Origin of the sequence: Nostoc sp. FACHB-133 (genome assembly GCF_014698055.1) — a bacterium.
In the GTDB taxonomy this organism is placed as follows: domain Bacteria; phylum Cyanobacteriota; class Cyanobacteriia; order Cyanobacteriales; family Nostocaceae; genus Nostoc.
The window spans coordinates 210544-230951 of record NZ_JACJSH010000006.1 but is presented as its reverse complement, the minus strand read 5'-3'; the positions used below and the strand labels follow the sequence as shown (position 1 = coordinate 230951).

Annotated in this window: 14 protein-coding genes and 1 pseudogene; 9 read left to right on the top strand and 6 right to left on the bottom strand. The window is 41.1% G+C overall.

Features of this window, described 5'->3' with window-relative positions; genetic code table 11:
- Positions 1-48 precede the first annotated feature (48 nt).
- Together H6G86_RS07725 and H6G86_RS07720 are read left to right on the top strand one after the other, a co-directional pair.
- Positions 49-426, top strand: coding sequence for a hypothetical protein (locus H6G86_RS07725; protein ID WP_190933816.1), 378 nt, complete (start codon positions 49-51; stop codon positions 424-426).
- A 30-nt stretch (positions 427-456) separates the two neighbouring features.
- The gene (locus H6G86_RS07720; protein WP_190933815.1) at positions 457-2979 is read left to right on the top strand and encodes a caspase, EACC1-associated type; all 2523 of its coding nucleotides are present in this window, start codon (positions 457-459) and stop codon (positions 2977-2979) included.
- Positions 2980-3046: 67 nt separating this feature from the next.
- Here H6G86_RS07720 and H6G86_RS07715 read toward each other — a convergent pair.
- Positions 3047-3685 (bottom strand): annotated as a pseudogene (locus H6G86_RS07715) (Uma2 family endonuclease).
- Positions 3686-4032: 347 nt separating this feature from the next.
- Positions 4033-9924: a trifunctional serine/threonine-protein kinase/ATP-binding protein/sensor histidine kinase gene (locus tag H6G86_RS07710; RefSeq protein ID WP_190933814.1), complete on the bottom strand. Its 5892-nt coding sequence runs from the start codon at positions 9922-9924 to the stop codon at positions 4033-4035.
- A 247-nt stretch (positions 9925-10171) separates the two neighbouring features.
- On the opposite strand from H6G86_RS07710, the gene H6G86_RS07705 reads away from it, so the two are divergent.
- From H6G86_RS07705 to H6G86_RS07690, 4 genes are all read left to right on the top strand, one after another.
- Positions 10172-10897, top strand: coding sequence for a pyridoxine 5'-phosphate synthase (locus H6G86_RS07705; protein ID WP_190933813.1), 726 nt, complete (start codon positions 10172-10174; stop codon positions 10895-10897).
- Between the two features lie 163 nt (positions 10898-11060).
- The gene (locus H6G86_RS07700) at positions 11061-11780 is read left to right on the top strand and encodes a nuclear transport factor 2 family protein (protein WP_190933812.1); all 720 of its coding nucleotides are present in this window, start codon (positions 11061-11063) and stop codon (positions 11778-11780) included.
- 65 nt (positions 11781-11845) lie between these two features.
- The gene (locus tag H6G86_RS07695) at positions 11846-12175 is read left to right on the top strand and encodes an MgPME-cyclase complex family protein (RefSeq protein ID WP_012410129.1); all 330 of its coding nucleotides are present in this window, start codon (positions 11846-11848) and stop codon (positions 12173-12175) included.
- A gap of 207 nt (positions 12176-12382) precedes the next feature.
- Positions 12383-13048 (top strand): hypothetical protein, encoded by a 666-nt coding sequence (locus H6G86_RS07690; protein ID WP_190933811.1) that lies wholly within the window; start codon positions 12383-12385, stop codon positions 13046-13048.
- Positions 13049-13159: 111 nt separating this feature from the next.
- Here H6G86_RS07690 and H6G86_RS07685 read toward each other — a convergent pair whose 3' ends face one another.
- The 3 genes from H6G86_RS07685 to folD form a co-directional block, all read right to left on the bottom strand.
- On the bottom strand, positions 13160-13621 hold the full coding sequence (locus tag H6G86_RS07685; protein ID WP_190933810.1) for a divergent PAP2 family protein: 462 nt from the start codon (positions 13619-13621) through the stop codon (positions 13160-13162).
- A gap of 269 nt (positions 13622-13890) precedes the next feature.
- The gene (gene crtE / locus H6G86_RS07680; RefSeq protein ID WP_114084695.1) at positions 13891-14823 is read right to left on the bottom strand and encodes a geranylgeranyl diphosphate synthase CrtE; all 933 of its coding nucleotides are present in this window, start codon (positions 14821-14823) and stop codon (positions 13891-13893) included.
- 187 nt (positions 14824-15010) lie between these two features.
- Positions 15011-15889, bottom strand: coding sequence for a bifunctional methylenetetrahydrofolate dehydrogenase/methenyltetrahydrofolate cyclohydrolase FolD (folD, locus tag H6G86_RS07675; protein WP_190933809.1), 879 nt, complete (start codon positions 15887-15889; stop codon positions 15011-15013).
- Between the two features lie 264 nt (positions 15890-16153).
- Here folD and H6G86_RS07670 point away from each other — a divergent pair, with 264 nt between their 5' ends.
- From H6G86_RS07670 to H6G86_RS07660, 3 genes are all read left to right on the top strand, one after another.
- Complete coding sequence (locus tag H6G86_RS07670; protein WP_242064721.1) at positions 16154-16627, top strand: hypothetical protein; 474 nt, start codon at positions 16154-16156, stop codon at positions 16625-16627.
- Positions 16628-16651: 24 nt separating this feature from the next.
- Complete coding sequence (locus H6G86_RS07665) at positions 16652-17086, top strand: NUDIX hydrolase (RefSeq protein WP_190933807.1); 435 nt, start codon at positions 16652-16654, stop codon at positions 17084-17086.
- A 186-nt stretch (positions 17087-17272) separates the two neighbouring features.
- Positions 17273-18376, top strand: coding sequence for an AI-2E family transporter (locus H6G86_RS07660; RefSeq protein WP_163938901.1), 1104 nt, complete (start codon positions 17273-17275; stop codon positions 18374-18376).
- A 64-nt stretch (positions 18377-18440) separates the two neighbouring features.
- Here H6G86_RS07660 and H6G86_RS07655 read toward each other — a convergent pair whose 3' ends face one another.
- On the bottom strand, positions 18441-19910 hold the full coding sequence (locus tag H6G86_RS07655; RefSeq protein ID WP_190933806.1) for a sensor histidine kinase: 1470 nt from the start codon (positions 19908-19910) through the stop codon (positions 18441-18443).
- Positions 19911-20408 lie beyond the last annotated feature (498 nt).

Below are 20408 nucleotides of genomic sequence, written 5' to 3'. Positions count from 1 at the left end.
AGAAATACAATTGACTATAAACTGCTGAAAAACCTAAAAGGGCACAAAATGATTTCTGAATCTAACGTCAAACTGACGATCGCTCTTTCTAATCCAGACTTAGATGCAGAGGAACAAGAGCAGGAAACACGGAATCTGCTGCGAGAAATCAAAGAATTAGATGTAGAAAGTGCTGAACTTGTAGCAGTTACAGAAATACCTCAAGGAGCCAAATCTGTTGGTGGCTTTTTGGTAGGAGTGTTGCAGGCCGAGGTGAGCCTTGCCAATTTTAAGAAATTGTTGGGATTTTTGGGCGATCGCTTGGGCAACAAAACCATTGAATTGGAAGTCGAGGCTAACGGCAAAAAACTCAAGGTGAAAGCTAGCAGTCAGCAAGAGTTAACCGCAGCCATTGAACAAGCTCAAAAGTTTTTGGAAAGTAACTAAGAAATTTCAGCAGAAAGGAAAAATAGCGAGATGGCGAAATTAGCACTGCTAATCGGAGTCAGTGAGTATGAACCTGGCCTTACTCCATTGCCAGCAGCGACAAAAGATGTCGAAGCCATGCAGCGAGTTTTGCGGCACCCAGAGATTGGAGGTTTTGATGATGTAAAAGTACTGATAAATCCTCAACAATATGAGATGGCGGTCGCGATCGAAATCTTGTTTGATGATCGTCAAAAAGATGACCTTGTGCTGCTATTTTTCTCTGGTCACGGCATTAAAGACGAGGATGGCAAGCTTTACTTTGCAGCTCATAACACCCGCAAAACCGATAAGGGAGTACCAGCTAGGGCAACAACAGTGCCAGCTAGCTTTGTGCATGATGTAATGAACAAGAGCCGTTCCAAACGCGAGGTAGTGATTCTTGATTGTTGCTTTAGTGGCGCATTTGCTGAGGGGATGTTAGCAAAAGATGATGGTTTTGTGGATGTCAAGAACCAATTGGGTGGAGAAGGGCGGGCTGTTCTCACATCTTCGACTTCAACCCAATTTGCTTTTGAACAGCAAGGAGTTGATACCTCAACTTACACCAGTTACATAGTTGAGGGGTTAGAAACTGGTGTCGCAGACTGGGATGAAGATGGTTGGATTTCTGTCGATGAATTGCATGAATACGCTGCCAAGAAGGTGCAAGAAAGTACGCCAGCCATGAAACCAGAGATATATCCTGTCAAAGGTGGCTTTAAAATCAAGCTTGCCAAAGCACCGAGTAACGATCCCAGACTCACATATATTCGAGAAGTTGAGTATTGGGTAGAGGGTGGGAATGGTGAAATTTCTGTTGCTGGTCGTGCTGCATTAGATGCATTACAAGAGACTCTGCAACTATCATCTGAGGACGCTGCTACAATTGAAACTCAGGTTTTAGCACCTATCGAAAACAAAAAGATAAAATTGCAGCGATATGAGATAGCGTTCCGCGACGAGATTAGACAAGGGTTTCCTCTAAGCGATAAAACTGGCGCTAATTTGAAACGTCTTCAGCAAGCGTTAGGACTTAGAGATGAAGATATAGCTCTAATTGAAGCTCCAATAATTGCTGAACAGCCACTTACCCCACCTCCAATTGTCAATCCCCCACCTCCCGAACCTAGCAAATTTAACTATATAGCAGCTAGTATTATCGGAGTAATCGGATTAATTATTGGCGGTACTGTAGTCTACTTTTTTAGACCAGGAAGTAAATCTCAACCTGTAGTTCAGCCAATAGAAAACTCCTGTGCCAAAGAGGAGTTTACTTTAGGTGATAGAATTAGTTTGGGTGAAGAAATTTTATTAAAACCAGATACAAACCCAGATAAAAAAGCTGGAGTTCAAGCATTTGCTAACAGTGACTGTAAGACTGCTATTGAAAAGTTTGATGCTTATCGAAAAACTAATTCCACTGACCCAGAAGCATTAATTTACTTAAACAATGCTAAAGCTCGCCAGAAAGTAGATCGGCTCAAAATTGCCGTGAGCGTACCTATCGGTACAACTCAATCTGTCGCAGAAGAGATACTACGCGGTGCAGCTCAAGCCCAAGATGAAGTAAATAACAGTAGCAGTATTAATGGCAAACTATTGGAGTTGGCGATCGCTAATGATAATAATGACCCAACCGATGCCGTACAGATTGCCAATCAGTTTGTTAAGGATACCAAAATTTTGGCTGTGGTTGGGCACAATGCCAGTAATGCTTCTATACCCGCAGCTTATGTCTATCAAAAAAACGGGTTAGTGATGATATCTCCTACCAGTTTTGCCCAAAATCTCTCTAATACTGGTAACTATATTTTCCGCACTGTTCCCAATGTTAGTTTAATGGCAGATAGCCTGTCTCGTTATGCTATCAAAACACTGAAAAAAAGCAATATTCTTATTTGTGTTGATTTTAAAGCAGTTGACAATCAGTCGTTTAAAGAGGAATTACTCACAAAAATAACGGCTGCTGGTGGCAAGATTAATACTACAAATTGTGATGTTTCTTCCTCTAATTTCAACCCTAGTGTAGTCATTTCTCAGGCTATCAATAGTAAGGCGGATGGTTTGGTATTAGGTCTCTACATCGACCAAATTAAGAAAGGTTTAGCAGTGGCAGAAGCTAATAAAGGGCAGTTAGCACTATTCAGTAGTCCCACACTTTATACAATTGAAACATTAGAAGTTGGGAAAGCCAATATCAACGGTATGGTACTCGCTGCGCCTTGGCATCCCGCAGCATTTCCTGATAATCCTTTTTTAAAAAATTCTCAAAAACTTTGGCGTGGGCGTGTGAATTGGCGAACGGCTACGGCTTATGATGCAACTAAAGCAATTATCGCAAGCTTGCAGCAAAATAGTACACGTGAGGGATTACAACAAGTACTGCACAGCCCAAGTTTTTCAATCGATGGTGCTACAGGAAAGATTCAGTTTGCACAATCAGGCGATCGCAAAGATAATGCCATTTTCTTAGTCAAAGTTCAACAAATACCTGGCACTGATAAATACGAATTTGTGCTTATTAAACCTTAGTTTTGCAACTTTACTTAATAGCGATCGCACTTGTTTATTCTGGCATTCAAAAATAGCGATCGCATTGTTATAAATTATCCTTAACCCAACTTCGAAAATTACGCATAGCTTGGCTTCTACCAATTGTTAAACACTGCTATACATATTTATTCACTAATTCAATAATTGGAATATTAGGAAAATTAGGACTAGAGCTATATTTTATATACTTTCCTTCTTTTAGCAAGTAAATTTCTAAACCTTGTTGTGTATGTCGCCAAAGTTCAGGAACTCCTAAAATTTCATAATTTTCAAATCGAGTGCGAGAAGTAATATCAATTTCGATTGCTAAATCTGGTGGTGGGTCTATAGTTAAATCAATACGATTTTTCCCAATGACAGCAGCTTGATTTTGAATATAAAAACTGGTATCTGGTTCTACTGCTTGTTGTATCTGCTCATTTTTAAGCGTAGTCGAGCCAAAAGGTTCAAAATCTATTTGCAAAATTTCTAACAAAATTTTGACTAAATCACCAATAAGTTCTTTATCTTTTTCGTGTTCTGGTAGGGGAACCATAATTTCTAACCAGCCATGACTATAAGAGATACGTGAGGCACGCTTTTCTCCCATTTCTTCTAAAATGTTTTCTAACTGCTGCCAACTAATATCTTTGAGCAACATTTGTTGACCAGGTTTAACAATAATTTGTTGCAGTTTTAAAAGCATATAACCTCAGAGAGTTGATGTAGTAGCTGTTAGAGTAGATTAAATTCAAAAATCAACTTTCTTAAAGTATATCGTCTTTGAGAATGAGGGTAGAAATTAGCCAAAAAATCACTTGTATGATTTTTGTCTAGGTTTGTTGATAAAGCTTGAGCAATAGCGATCGCACCAAAACAGAATTTGCCAAAGTTTTAATTTCTGTCTTCTCAATGGTTAACCAATTATCAATATCATCCTCACCTTGCTGTATTTTTAACAGTGCTTGCTCCTTGAGATATCAGATTTTTCCGTCCCTTTTCCCTTTTCCCCAAAAACCGAGAAGTATTGAAGTGGAAATTACTCAGCATTCATTATTGTTGTTGAGTAGAAATTTGAATGACAAACTCTGTGCCCTGTCCAAGTTCTGAAGTGCAGGAGAGTGAACCGCCATGTCCTTCTACCACAATTTGACGAGCGATCGCTAATCCTAATCCAGTGCCTTTTCCTACAGGCTTGGTAGTGAATAAATGGTCAAATACTCGTTCCTTGACTTCCGATGACATCCCCACCCCGTTATCGGCAATCTTAATCAAGATATTCTGACCTGAGTTTGCTACACGGGTTTGAATGGTGATGCAATTGGGGTTAGCTAGAATTGCTTCCAAACTCCGCTCTGTATTGTATTGTTCAAGTGCATCAATGGCATTTGCTAACAAGTTCATAAACACTTGATTAAGTTGTCCAGCAAAGCATTCGACTAGGGGGAGTTTGCCATAATTCTTCACTACCTCAATTGCTGGACGGTTTTCGTTAGCTTTTAAACGATGTCTCAGAATTAGAATTGTGCTGTCAATGCCTTCATGAATATCAAAAGGAACTTTATAATCTTTATCTGCTCTGGAAAATGTTCGCAAACTGGTACTGATGCTGCGGATACGCTGAACACCCAATTTCATTGATTCCAGTAATTTAGGTAAATCTTCACGTAAATAATTCAGGTCGATGGCATCAATTTCGTCTTTAATATCTAAGCCAGGATTAGGAAACTTCTCTTGATAAAGATTAATCAGTGCAAACAAGTCTTTAATATAATCTTTGGCTGGTTCAATGTTGCCGGCAATGAAACCAATAGGATTGTTGATTTCATGGGCAACACCTGCCACCAGATTACCAAGAGCAGACATTTTTTCACCTTGCACCAATTGCAATTGCATCGTTTGGAGTTCTCGCAAAGCTTGTTCTAATTGTTGCTTTTGCTGTTGCAGCAATTGTTGTGCTTGGTAGTATTTGGTAATGTCTTCAGAAGTACCAAGAATGCCAAAAACGTTTCCTTCTTTATCTCGTAGCGGAATTTTATTGGTATTCGACCAGATTTGTTTTCCGTCAGCTTTCAGCACGGTTTCTATAATGTTGAGTTCAGCTTGTCCAGACTCCATAATGCGGCGATCGCACTCTACAAAAGAATCTGATTGTTCACGAGTCCAGGAAAAGTCGTAGTCTGTTTTACCAATAACATTTTCAGACACTCCATTCTCAAAAGTTTGAGCATACTTATGGTTACAGCCTAAATAAACACTATTGCGATCTTTCCAAAAAACAGACTGGGGGATATTATCGATAATTAACCGCAAAAATTGTTCCGTCTGTCTAAGGTTTTCTAAAATATCTTGTGCTTGCTGATAAAGTCGAGCGTTTTCCAGGGAGATTGCAGCTTGAGTACATAACAAATTGAGAATTTCGACGCGATCGCTGCTAAACGCCCCAGCAACCAGATTGTTTTCTAAATACAAAATCCCTAATAGTTTGCCTTGATAGATAATCGGTGTACACAGCAAGCTTTTGGGTTGCTGACGCATGATGTAGGGATCAGCCATCAACAATGGATGCACTGTAGCATCAATAATAACGGTAGCTTGCAGGCTGCGTTTAACCGCATAAATTAGGCTATGGGGAATGTCTGCGCTATCTTCTACAAAAATGGACTGTAACAACCTTGATTGCTGCCCAACTTCAGTAGTTGCCTCAACTAGCAATCTACCTTCTTTGAACAGTAGTAACGCACATTTATCGGCTCCAGCATTTTCAATTACCACTTGTAGCAGCTTCGTAAGTAATTTATCCAGTTCAATTTCACTGGAAAGGGTCTGAGAGGCTTTGAGAACCGTTGCCAAATCTAGCATTACTGATGCACTGCTGCTAGATGTTGGTGATTTATTAGTGCTTGAGTGCAAGGTCGTAATGCTGTCAATATTTGCGATCGCAGAGTCACTTCGTGAACGCGTCTGTTGTAAAATAGGCGCTAGAAGCGTTGGATAACGTTGTTCTAAATCATCAACTTTGGCTTTAGCACCCCAGCGAGTGTAACAATAGTAAGCATTAATCAAATATTCTTGGGCAATGCGTTCTTTGCCCCATTCTAAATAAAACTTAGCTGTGAGTTCATTTGCAAGAGCTTCCTCGTTAAGGTATTCGTTTTCTTTGGCTTTAGCAATGGCGCGATCGTAATACTCAATTGCCTCGGCTTTTGCTCCCAAGACTCGACATTTTTCCGCGATAACTAAAGCATGGCGGTGAGCCTGATTACTTGGTGCATAAGCCGCCCAAGTGCTGAGTTTTTCTTCATGACCCCTCACCCGTTCCATAATGCTGATTTGGTCTGTCTCACTAGCAGTTGGGTAAACCGCTAATCGAACTAGTGCATCGTAGAAGTAAAACAGAGGAAGCATCACTAGTCCTGTGATTGCACCCAAATACGGTTCTGCAAGTTGGGCGTTTTGTAGAGCTTGTTCATAGTCTTGGAAAAGGTAGGAAAGGAAAAGTTTATTGAAATAAACTTGATATAGTGCTGCTCCCTGATTCGTTTTGACGTAAAGCTGAATTATTTCATCTTCGTGGCAGTATTCGCCAAGCAATCGCTCAGGTTCAAGCACAACCTCTAACAAATTGACTACAACCTGATGATAAATACTTTGTGTGTGCAGACAGTTATCCTGGCGCAATTGCTGAATGACCTTGCGATGCACTTCTATCGTTTGTCTTAAGGCAGATAGTTCCTGACCACTCCAGTAAGCTGTGTAGCAATAACACATCAGGCTGAGAGCGACATACTCGATATCACCGCTTTCTAGCCCACTGGCATAGGCTTGCAAATATCCTTCTAAAGTATATTTTGCAGGTTCTTGCCAATGTCTAAGGAAGCAGTTAAACGCAAAAATGGTTTTAGCAGTTAGCTTGGGGGCATGAATGCGTTGCATAAGATTCATCCCCAGTTGCCCAAACCGATAGCCTGCGTCAATATCTTCCAATGTGGCAACCAAGGTCAACCCATACATTACATAGCCATGAGTCGATTCTGGAGCATTGCCGTATTCTACTGATAAATCGAATTCGGCAAAGATCACCAGGGGCAAAAGTTCAGGAGCAGCTTGATAAGCCGCAGAAATAATACTGGATAAAATAACCATTGCCGCTTTTTTCTCCGGTACGGCTATTTGCGGTAATTCCAACAAAGATTCGATTGACCTGCCATTGAGCAAGGTTTGGGTGTGCCTCAGTGCCTGTTCGATGTCTGCTGAGGTGGGTTGTTCCGGCAAATGCACTCCCAGATGCTTGAGGATTTCTCGTGCTAATTGCAAGGCTTCTAGCTGCTGATGTTGTGCCATGCAAGCCTGGATTTTAATACTGTAGATATTTACCCGATCTAGCCAGGATTGGGCATAATTCACTACTATCTCAGCTAACTGTTCCATCTGTTCAAAATCGGTGCAGAGGTAAGCTGATTCTGTTGCACCTTCATACAACATGAGGGCGAGATTGTATTGGCTGTACCAGCAATTACTCGTTAGTATGGCAACACCTGTGTTGAAATAGTCTAAAGCTGCTGCATAAGCTGTTGCACCCTTGGCTTTATTTCCAGCCGCCAAGTTTAACTGCGCGAGTTCCTGTTGCTCCTGTTGATCACTAATCAAAGTGACCCCTTGATTGAGGTGATTGACGATCGCAAAAATTTTCTCATCTCGTTCATTTACAGTCGTCGCTTGTTGCAGCAAACGTCCAATGTGCAGGTGAGTAACTTGCTTTTGATTGTCAGGAATTAGTGAATAGGCAGCTTGCTGAATGCGATCGTGAAGAAATTTGTAAATTGTCATTTGTCCTTTGTCATTCGTCCTTTGCAAATCACTAATGACTAATGACGAATCCTGATAAAACTTATAGACTTCATTAGTAGGAATAATCAAGCCATCTTGGACAGCTTTCCAAAAGTCTGCGGCTGTTTCCATCTGGGATTTTTCATGGACGATCGCTAACGTAGCTAAATCAAATTGATTTCCGATACAAGCCGCTAATTTCAAAACTTTTTGAGTTTCTGGTGACAACTTTTCAAGCTGAATTGCCATAAACTCTACTACATCGTCAGTAAGGGCGAGCGATCGCACTTGAGCGACATTACATTCCCAACCCCCCCTCAGTCCCCCCTTGGTAAGGGGGGACTGAGGGGGGTTAAATGTAATTAGTTTTTCTTGATGTAGAGCTTTGAGAAACTGGGTGCTGAAGAAAGGATTACCTTTGGTTTTGCTCAATATCAACTCTGTTAACGGTGTGGCTAATGCTAGGGAGCAGCTCAATGTATCTGCAACCAAGTGATTAACAGACGTTTGATCGAGAGGAGTTAAGGTAATTGTATTGACTGTAGCACCCAACTTCTGAATCTCTTGTAAAGTCAGCATCAGAGGATGTACTGGATTAACTTCGTTATCTCGATAAGCACCAATTAATAGTAGATAGCCGATGTCAACTTCACTCATTAACAAGTGCATTAACTTTAAAGAAGCAGAATCTGCCCATTGCAGATCGTCAATAAAGATCGCCAATGGATGTTCTACGGCAGTGAAGACTTGAGTGAATTTCAAAAACAGCGATTTGAAGCGATTTTGTGCTGCACTACCAGAGAGTTCCGGCGCAGGAGGCTGTTTACCAATCATCCTTTCCAGTTCTGGAATCACCTCAATCATCACTTGTCCGTTCTCACCCAAAGCAGAGAGAATTTTGCACTTCCACTGCTCGAATTGAGTGTCAGTTTCACTCAGTAGTTGTTTGATTAAGTCTCGAAAGGCTTGCACAAAGGCAGAGAAAGGAATGTTGCGTTGGAATTGGTCAAATTTACCTTTAATAAAGTAACCCCGTTGTCGCACGATTGGCTTGTGGACTTGGTTAACCACAGCAGTTTTGCCAATACCAGAGAAGCCTGCTACTAACATAATTTCAGTGCTTCCCTGACTGACTCTCTCAAAGGCATTCAGTAAGCTTTCAACTTCGTCTTGGCGACCATAGAGTTTTTCTGGGATGATGAAGCGATCGCAAATATCCCGCTCACCTAATTGAAAGGATTTGATTTCTCCAGTTTCTTGCAATTGAGACAAACATTTTTCTAAATCAAATTTCAGCCCTAATGCACTCTGATAGCGATCTTCAGCATTTTTCGCCATCAATTTCATCACAATGTCACAAAGAACTTCAGGAATCTCTTCTTCCCCCCTGCCCCCTAATTTTTCTGGTTCCTTGGCAATATGACAGTGAACCAACTCCATCGGATCGTTAGACTCGAAGGGTAAGTGTCCAGCTAGCAATTCATAGAAAGTAACGCCGAGAGAATAGTAATCACTGCGATAGTCAATTCCGCGATTCATCCGTCCGGTTTGTTCTGGGGAAAGGTAGGCAAGAGTACCTTCTAAGACATTAGGACTGTGAACTTCTTGGGTTTCTCTGGGTAAAAGAGAGGCAATACTAAAGTCAATGAACTTGACTTGCTGAGTTTTTGGGTTGATGAGGATGTTAGCAGGCTTGATATCTTTGTGGATAATCCGATGGTGATAGAGTCCGTCGAGAATATTGCTCAGAGCGATCGCAATTTCCAAAAACTCTGTCAAAGTATATTGCTTACCCCTTATTGTTTCGTTCATCCAATCTCTGAGGGAAATACCACCAAAATCCTCCATCACCAAGGCATAGCTGTTACGGTAAGGTTCTAGGCTGTAGGGATGGACAATACCAGGTAGGTCAATATTTTTAGCGATCGTGTATTGATTGCGGAATAGCAGCAGATCGTTGAAGGTAGGATACTCCTGCTGTAGCAGTTTGATTACAACCGGAAGTTGATCAGCCTCTCGAATTGCACGATAAACTAAGGTTCTAGAGCCTGCATAAAGTTGTTCGCTAATTCGATAGTTAAAAAGCTTGTCCATCGGCTTAACTGCTATATTCATACTTCATCAACTCTTCATAAATTAGCTATTTATTTAAAGTATTGTGCCCAAAAAGCAGCTTTTGCTAACTCAGTTTTGTTAATGGAGGCAGGGGCAGGGGAAGCAGAGGAAGCAGAGGGGAGGAGATAGGAGATAGAAAGAAACTCTTTATATGTGATGCGTAATCCCTATTTAGCTCTTAAGCAAAACTCCCCCAATTTCCGGTAAAATCAAGTTCTGAGGATTGTGGAATTGGGAGAAATTTGGGGTGCCTACACTTGGCGTTAACATTGACCACATTGCCACCATCCGGCAAGCGCGGCGGACGGTAGAACCAGACCCGGTGGCGGCGGCGGTGCTGGCAGAATTAGCGGGTGCTGATGGAATTACGGTGCATCTGCGCGAAGATCGGCGGCATATCCAAGACCGGGATGTGCGTATATTGCGGCAAACAGTGCGATCGCATCTTAATTTAGAAATGGCCGCAACAGAAGAAATGCTCGCGATCGCTCTCGATATCAAACCAGATTACGTGACTTTAGTCCCCGAAAAGCGCGAAGAAGTCACAACAGAAGGCGGACTAGATATTATTGGTCAAATTGCTAGAATAGGTGAGATAGTCGATAAATTGCAAAGCGCTAGCATTCCAGTTAGTTTATTTATCGATGCCGAACCAGCACAAATTGAAGCATCTGTCAAGATACAGGCGCAGTTTATCGAATTGCATACCGGACAATATGCAGAGGCTAAGGATGAAACAAATCGCCACCAAGAATTAGCCATATTAGCTAAAGGTTGTCAACAAGCGATTCAAGCTGGATTGCGAGTCAATGCTGGTCATGGACTCACCTATTGGAACGTCTATCCGGTAGCTGCGCTTCCAGGCATGGAAGAACTGAACATTGGTCATACCATCATCAGTCGGGCAGCATTAGTAGGTATAGAAAGGGCAGTCCGCGAGATGAAACAAGCTATAAGAGGGAATGGGGAATAGGGAATGGGGAATAGGGAATGGGGAATGGGAATAAGTTATTTTTTTTCTCCCCCTGCTCCCCCGCTCCCTGCCCCCTGCTCCCCTGCCCCACTCCCGTATCTTAAAAGAGGGGTTGTCACTGCGAAATCTGGAAATTGGGATCAAATCTTCAGCAAAAACTTCTATGAGCGCAACACAGTCTAACAACCTGCCACTTTGGGTACAGGATAGAGATAAAGTGATAGCAGAAAGCACTGATGTCGAGTGGCGCTATCAGACACCGCCTGATTATTCTCGTTCCAAAGAAAATCTTGCCCAAGAAAGTATCCACAATCACCTTGAAGGTACACTGGAAGCGATCGTACAAAACTTAGTGCGAACCTTCGAGATGGAGGTATCTTTCAAAGCTAACCCACAACAGTGGTTATCTATTGTCAATGAACAGTTTCGAGTGAGTACCAATGGCGGAGTAGAGTATACCGCAGCAGATTTATCAGCCCAAGGTACTTACAATCTATTTATGGCTGATTCAGAGTATTATAAGGCTTCAGAAGAAAGCTTTGAATCATCCGCAAAAGTCTTCCACACAACATTTCCCCAAGGATTTCCTTGGGAAGTTTTGGAAGTTTTCTCAGGGCCACCAAATGTCACATTCAAATGGCGGCATTGGGGACATTTTAACGGAGAATATAAAGGCCATGCACCTACTGGAGAGACAATAGAAATTATCGGCATGAGCATTGCAAAAGTTACCGATGACTTGAAGGTTATTTCCTTAGAACACTACTTCGACAATAATCTGTTCTTGGAAAAGCTAACATCTGGTGGCAAGCAGACAAATGCCCAAAAGTCGGGAAGTGCTTGTCCGTTCAGTTCTTGGTTCAAGAAATCCCGTAAGAGTTAGTTGATAAGGGTACAGAATGTCGTACTGTGCCCTTACATTATTCACACAGCAACCAAAGGATGAAAATGCAAACATACTATTACGTTTTGGCTAGTCAACGCTTTCTTCTCCAAGAAGAACCGATACATGAAGTTATCAAAGAACGCACTCGTCACTACCACGAACAAGAAAAACAAATAGATTTTTGGTTGGTTGAGCAACCAGCTTTTTTGGAAGCACCTCAATTTGCACAAATCAAGGCAAAGTGTCCCCAGCCATCAGTAGCAATTATTTCAACTAATCCCCAATTTATTACTTGGTTAAAACTGCGTTTAGAGTACGTTATTACTGGAGAATTCCAGGCTCCTTCTGAGACAATACCAGATGCTTTGGCATCGTTGGCTACTGTATCTTAGAAATGGGGAATGGGAAATGGGGAATGGGCATTAGTTATTACTTCTTCTCCAACTTTTCCAGTTCTCAGTTCCCAGTCCCCAATTTTATTTGGTAATAACAAAATATGTTTTGTAACATTCCTTCCATTCCCACACTGAAGTAAGTAGATTTTCAGTTTTTTCTTATAAAATCTTCTAAGACACCTTGATTTACATAATCTAACTTTTGTGCATAGATTTCAGACTTTACCAAGTGTTTTAGGATTAGCGATTGCAGGGTTGATTGGTGGCATGAGTTCTGTTTTTGCCCAACAAGCCATTCCTCTTTGTCAACCACCGACTTCGGGTGAGTATCTTTTATTGGTAGTCAGTCCCACAGCTGATAATCAAAAGCAGTTGCGTAGCGCCTTACCGCCTGAACTCAAAACCATTACCTGCAAATATCTCAACGAAACTGTGACGCGGATAGGGGGGTTTAAAAAGATTGATGATGCCAATCGATGGGCAAGGTATGTAAGTAATATTGTTGGCTTGTCTGCTATCATCACCACTCGACCAACAACGGCAGATGTACAGCCGCCACAAACACAGCCACAACTACAGCAACAGCCACTTCAGCAAACAGTTAACTATAATCCTCAAGCATTAGGAGAGGGTTATGCAGTTTTGGTAGATTATTACAATCGTCCTGAACTAGTAAATAGCGTGCAGCAAGCAGTAGGAGGTAAAGTAGGGTTTGTTTCTTATGGACAACGCCCTTACTTGTTGGCAGTTTATACCACTAATCAAAGTGAAGCATACAATACATTGCAGAAGCTGAACAATGGCGGTTTTGTTGCCAGCATAGTAGATAGCCGTAAGGTGATTCTGCTGCGTTCAACTGTGCGATTGTAGTGATATTAAGTTTTCTAGAATACTGATGCGATCTACCAAGTTGGTAATTTGTCAGCTGACAAATTACCAGTTCCCAATTAAAAATAGTCGCTCAAACAAGGATTTATTACCCTAGTTTAAATAAGCAAAACTAGCTAACCAACAGATGGTTATACCCAAAGCCGACCCAGCTATTACCTGAACTGGTGTGTGTCCAAGTAATTCCTTCAGACGGTCTTGGCTAAAGTCTGGTTTTTCATGAAATAATTCATCAATCATTTGATTGAGGATACGAGCTTGCTTACCAGCCGCTTGTCGAACTCCGGCTGCATCGTACATGACAATGATGGCAAAAACCATCGCAAGGGCAAAATCAGGAGATGCCCAACCAAGTGTTTGCCCTACACCAACCGCTAGAGCTGTAACTAAAGCTGAATGGGCACTGGGCATACCTCCGGTTGTTACCAAAACACGGATATTCAGTTTGCGATTTTTGACGATCTCGACTACGAGCTTTAATGCTTGAGCAATTAAACAAGCGACCAGAGCAACCAGCAGTACCCGGTTGTCTAAAATGTTGCCTATGTCCTGCATGGTATTTTGGTTAGGTTAGTAAATATTAGCAGCAGTTTTTGGTTGAGGAAACATTTAGATTCAACCCAAAATCCAAAATTAACCTAGTACATCACGGCGGAAACAGATCAATTATTCAAAATGGACTAAAAGCTGATTAAATCAGCTTTTTGAATTTTGAATTTTCAATTCTGCTGGGCGGTAGTAGTACAGTATCGTGTAAAGAAACCACCCATTCCCAATCAATGAAACCCTTACGGTATAAGAATTTAGAATCCCGCAAAGCGTTGCTAGTTATTGCGGCTAGTAATAAAATGAGCGATCGCTTGGAGTGGTTTGGCTCTGTCTCCAAATGGTTCTAATTCGGCACAAGCTACTTTAACTAGCTCTTGGGCTTTTAAGCGCGATTCTTCAAGTCCCCAAAGGCTAGGATAGGTCACTTTCTTCGCTTGTTGGTCTTTACCAGCCGTTTTACCTAATTGCTCTTTTGTAGAAGTGATATCCAGAATATCATCTATGATTTGGAATGCTAGCCCAATATTTTCAGCATAACGGGTCAGTCGCTGCACATCTTCAGTTGATGCCCCAGCGATGATTCCGCCAGAAACTACGCAAGCTTCCAAAAGGGCGGATGTTTTGTGTCTATGAATGAAATTTAGCGTTTCTAGAGAAATATCTGATTTCCCCTCACACTCTAAATCGACAACTTGACCACCGACCAAACCAGCTGCCCCCAGCGCCCGACCAAGACGAACAATTACCTGCAAGGTTAGCTCTCTGTTAACGCTTTGGGGAGTTTTAAGGGCAACCAACTCAAAAGCGAGTGCCAACAAGCCGTCCCCAGCCAAAATTGCCACATCTTCGCCATAGACTTTATGATTTGTCAGCTTTCCCCGACGGTAATCGTCATTATCCATCGCTGGGAGATCGTCATGAATCAAAGACATTGTGTGGATCATCTCCACAGCACAAGCGGTTGGCATAGCCATTTCGATAGTGCCGCCCATCATTTCACAGGTAGCAAGGCAAAGAATGGGACGTACACGCTTGCCGCCAGCTAATAACGAGTAGCGCATCGCCTCATAAATCTTTTCTGGATAAATGATGGGGATAGCCTGATCTAAAGCATTATCACAAAGCTTTTGTCGCTCTTTGAGATAGGCTACTAAGTTAAATGTGGCTTCCTCTGGTGGTGTCTTTTGAACGTTATCAGTTGCTACCATTCTTCAATTCCTGACACTTTGGGATTTTTGTCTTATACGTCACAATTTTAAGGTGCTGTGGGGCTGAAAAAATGAAGAGTTCACAATTATGAGTTAGGAATTAGGAGTTAGGAGTTGAGACGCGATTAATCGCGTCTGTACAGGAGTTAGGATTAATAATTCTTAACTTTTAACTCATCACTCTCTTTCATTTTCTTGCTGCTCTGGAATAGCTGGTGAAGGTATTTTGTAACAATATGGCAACAGTCATAGGGCCAACACCACCAGGAACGGGGGTGATAAATCCTGCTACACCAGCAGTTGATTCAAAGTCAACATCGCCAATTAAGCGACTTTTGCCACTAGCATCGGTGACACGATTCATTCCCACATCTACCACAACAGCACCTGGTTTTACCATATCAGCAGTGATGAGTCCGGGACGACCTGCTGCTGCAATTAGAATATCAGCATTTTGGGTGATGCTTTTGAGGTCATGCGATCGCGAATGAGCGATCGTCACTGTAGCATCAGCTTCTAGTAGCATCAGCGCCATAGGTTTACCCACCAAAATACTCCGTCCCACCACTACTGCCTGTTTTCCTTGCAATGGAATCTCATATTCCTGCAAAAGCCGCATCACACCATCCGGGGTACAGCTGCGTAAACCGATTTCTCCCCGTACTAGTCGCCCTAAGTTAACTGGGTGTAGTCCATCAGCATCTTTATCGGGATCAATTTGATGTAGCAGAGCCACAGCATCTAAGTGATCAGGTAAGGGGAGCTGCACAAGAATTCCATCCACCCGTTCATCGTGGTTTAGTGCAGCAATGACCTCTTGTAATTCCCCAAAGGTAGTTTCGGCAGGAAAATGCTTACCAAAAGAGGCGATGCCAACTTTTGCACAGGCTTTTTCTTTATTGCGGACATAAGCGGCTGACGCTGGGTTATCACCAACCATTAACACTGCTAAACCAGGGGGTCGTCCAATTTCTGGTTGTAATTGTGTAATGGCTACAGAAAGTTCTTGCTGAATTTTTGCTGCTAAAGCTTTCCCATCAAGGAGTTTGGCAGTTTTTGTTTCCATGAAAATTCCCAACTATAAATTAATTCGCTTTTTATCCAAAAGTCTAGAGTAAAAATATTGCTTATTGACTTTTAACTATTATTGTGTATTTGCTTGATGTCGTAGCGTTTCTCTCACAGTCAATCCATAATGCTTATTTTCTCAGATCAACGGCTTTATCCGAAGAATAAAGAATTGCAGGATGAAATTCAGAACATTTTTGCTCAGTTGAGAGCGTGTTTCTGAAACCACAGAGAAAGAATATTATAGATGGGAACTGACCTAATGAAACTGGCGACAAAGCAAGCAGTGAAGCAAAAATTTGCTCAATCAGTGGCTTTCATGCAACAAACAAGAAATTTGTCCCTTTCGTTCTTATCCACGCGTAGTATTGTTTCTTACCGCCTGGGGTTAATTTTTTTATTGGTGGTAGGACTTTGTAGTTGTGGTAATTTAACCTCATCAGGCTTGAATGGGACTAATTTCCAAATTGGTAGCAATGTCACGCCAATTCGAGAAATTAAACCAGAACAAGACAATCGGGCTACAGTTTACATCCAAGGTCAGGTGGAAAAACAAGCTCCTCTGATGAAGCAATGGGCCTATCAAATTAATGACTCGACTGGCAAAATTTGGGTTATCACCAATCAAAAAAATCTAGCAAAGGGAGCGCAAGTGGTGATTAAGGGTAAAATTCGCTACCAAAGCATCCCTTTAGGTGGTAAAGAATTGGGGGAAGTTTATCTAGAAGAAGAGTAATCAGCAATTAAAAATTAATAATATATGAACAATCAACCGGTGCATGTCGCGATCGCAATTCTCTATCAAGAAAACAAGTTTCTCATGCAACTACGCGACAACATCCCCGGTATTCTCTACCCTGGTTACTGGGCGCTATTTGGCGGTCATATTGAAGCTGGTGAAACGCCAGATGTCGCAGTGAAACGAGAAATTTTAGAAGAAATCGGCTATGAGCTACCACCCTTTGTGGAATTTGGCTGTTATACCGACGAAAGAGTTGTCCGTCATGTCTTTCATGCACCACTATTGGTGGAATTAAATCAACTGGTTTTAAACGAAGGCTGGGATATGGGATTATTGACCCCAGAAGATATTCACCAAGGTAACTGTTATTCGCAAAACGCCCGCGAAGTACGCCCTTTGGGGAATACGCATCGGCAAATTATGTTGGATTTTATGGAGAGAAATCAATCTTAATGGGAATTGGGAATTGGGAATTAGGCATCGGGAATTGGGAATTGGGCATAGTTATTTTCCTTGTCCCCCTTATCTTCCCCTGCTTCCCCTGCTCCCCTGCCCTGCTCCCTGCCCCCCTACCTCCTCTCCCCACTCCCGCTCCCTAGCAGCCAAAATAAAGTTATAACTCTTGTGGAGTCATCACTAATGCAATCAGCAAACAAACTACCGCGATGGTTAACTATAGGATTGGCATTTCCGATTATTATTCTCAACGGTTGGCTATTGCTCCAGGTGGTGCAGTATTTTCAGCCATTGATCAGTATTATTGCCGCCGCCATTCTACTGGCTTTTGTCTTGAACTATCCAATCCAGTTTTTGCAAGAACAAGGGGTAAAACGTAACCTAGCGATCGCAGGAGTGTTACTTTTAACTCTAGTGATTTTAGTGGCTTTAGGCATCACCTTGGTTCCCCTAATTATCCAACAACTCGTTGAGCTAGCCAATATTTTGCCAAGTTGGATTGATTCTGGTACTCAACAACTCCAAACTTTCCAGGATTGGGCATTAAGTCAGCAACAGCTTCCCATTAATTTAAGCGGGTTATTTACCCAAGTTTTGGAACGATTATCTAACCAACTTCAGTCTTTCACTGGTAGAATTCTTGGTTTCGCTGTTGATACCATTGGTATTGTTCTCAATGTGTTGCTGGCAGTAGTGCTAACTGTTTATCTAATATTAAACGGCGAGCGTCTTTGGGACGGAATATTTCAGTGGTTTCCCCATAACATTGGGTTAAGATTGCGAGAATTACTCCGAGAAGACTTCCACAATTACTTTATCGGTCAAGCAACATTGGGAGCCGTATTAGGGGTGACAATTACACTGGCATTTTTGACGCTGCGAGTTCCCTTAGCTTTACTTTTTGGTATCGGGATTGGTTTATTTTCTCTCTTCCCCTTTGGTACAGGATTCGGCATTGCCATAGTCAGCCTTTTGGTGGCATTGCAAAACTTTTGGTTAGGAGTTGAAGTATTAGGTATAGCCGTTGCAATCGACCAAGTTAATTCTAATTTTGTTGCACCTCGAATTCTTGGTAATTTAACTGGTTTAAATCCCGTATGGGTAGTGATTTCTTTGTTGTTGGGGGCAAAGTTAGGAGGGGTGCTGGGTTTGTTAATTGCAATTCCTATTGCTAGTTTTATCAAGGATACAACAGATAGCTGGCGGGCTGGAGAGTTTAATAAAATAGATGATATCGTGTCAGAGCCTGTTACAGTAACAAGTGAAACAGCAGGGACTTATAGTTAGAATTCAATATCTAAATAAAGAAAAACTGACTAAGAATGTCCCTTCTTTGGTTATTGTTTTTTTTCTAAACAAGCTCAGAATTTAGGTGAATCGGAATTTCAATAATAAACTCAGTCCCTTTGCCAAAAGTTGATATACATTGCAGATGACCACCGTGTTTTTCCACAACAATTTGATAACTAATAGATAAACCTAATCCAGTTCCTTTACCAACAGGTTTAGTAGTAAAAAAGGGATCAAATAATTGCTTTTGTAGACTCTCTGGAATTCCCGGGCCATTATCGGAAATGCGAATAATTACTTGATTATCATCAGTGAGTTGAGTCTGAATACAAATTTTTCCTTTATCCCTTACCAATGACGTAGGCGCTTCTCCTTCCCGCAGGGTATGACTAATACTTCGACTACGCTCAGTACAAGTGACAAATGACTCTTCTATAGCATCAATAGCATTCACCAAAATATTCATAAATACCTGATTGAGTAACCCAGCGTAGCACTCTACTTGGGGAAGATCGCCGTATTCTTTAATTATGTTGATGTTTACACTTTGGTTATTTTGAAGACGACTTTGTAAGATTATTAGCGTACTATCAATACCTTCATGGATATCAACTAGTTTTTTCTCAGATTCATCAAGACGAGAAAAATTTCGTAAAGAAAGAATAATTTGCTCGATTCGCTTAGTACCAACCTGCATAGAAGTGAGAAGACGGGGGAGATCGGTAGTTAAAAAATCCAGTTCAATTTGTGCGATCGCAGTTTTAATTTCCGTTTCTGGTTCAGGATAAGATTGTTGGTACAATCTAATAATATTTAGCAGATTTTGACTATATTCGATGGCGTGAACAAGGTTCCCAGCAATAAAGTTGACAGGATTGTTGATTTCGTGTGCAATACCAGCAACAAGTTGTCCTAATGCAGCCATTTTTTCATTCTGAATTAATCGCGTATAGTTTTCTTGAAGATCGCGAAAGCCTGCTTTAGCAACTCTAGATTGTTCCTCTACCTGTTGTAGCTGAACGAGTGTTAATACATGAATTTGAGAGTAGGCTAAGAGTAATTGATGAAAATCGACCAGCTTATATTTTCCACACGTAGTTTTAATCAAAATTGGCTCATAGGCAATTTGAGGTGGTCGTTGCAAAGTTATCTCAGTGGCTTTAACAATAGACGTATCCTCAGAAATGGCTAATATCTCTGTCTGGAAAAACTTGTAAAGAATTTTAATCGGTTTTGTAGAAAATAAAGCCAAACTGTAGGGGTAACTCATATACTCAAAAAATTTCCGCCGTGAAATCATCCCTACATACTCTTGATTATTATTGAGGATAATTCCTAGTAATAAAGGCTCTTGCTTAAAGAGCGTAACTAAATCATTCCCTGGACACTCTATTTCAATGTGAACTTGCCAAGAAGGTAATTCTTGCAACGTTGACTCTAATCGTAAATTTGACTCATTAGTATTGGTTGTACTACTAATAGTCGATATACTCTCATGTATTGACTGCTGAGGTAATATTTCTGGCGACATTATGAATACCCGTCTCTATAATTTCAAAGTTTATCAATTGTTATAAACTTATCTTTCCCAGATTGCTAACCAAAATTCACAATATAGATGTGGGAATATAGAGTACTTCAACAAATTTAGTACTTTTATGAAAGCGCAGACATTTATCGGCTTATCATTAGGGGCTATTTCTCAGATAAATTTTAATTAGGGTGCGTTATTCTAAAGCAATAACACACCATTTTCTATAGCGATGTGTTAAGTGCTACGAGCATATTTTTTGCTGAAAAATATATTAAAATTTTCACTTAATACAAAGGTTATAATTTAACCTTTTTTATTGATTTTTTCGTTATTTTTATTATTCAACCAAGACCACAAGCAACAAGAGTACCACGTAATATTGTAGGTTCAGCTACTTTATCTGTAAGATACACATTAAAAAATGTTATTAACCCTTAGATAACTAAATCTTTACTTTTTATTATAAAAAAAGTGGTAAAAGCTTATTTTGTAATA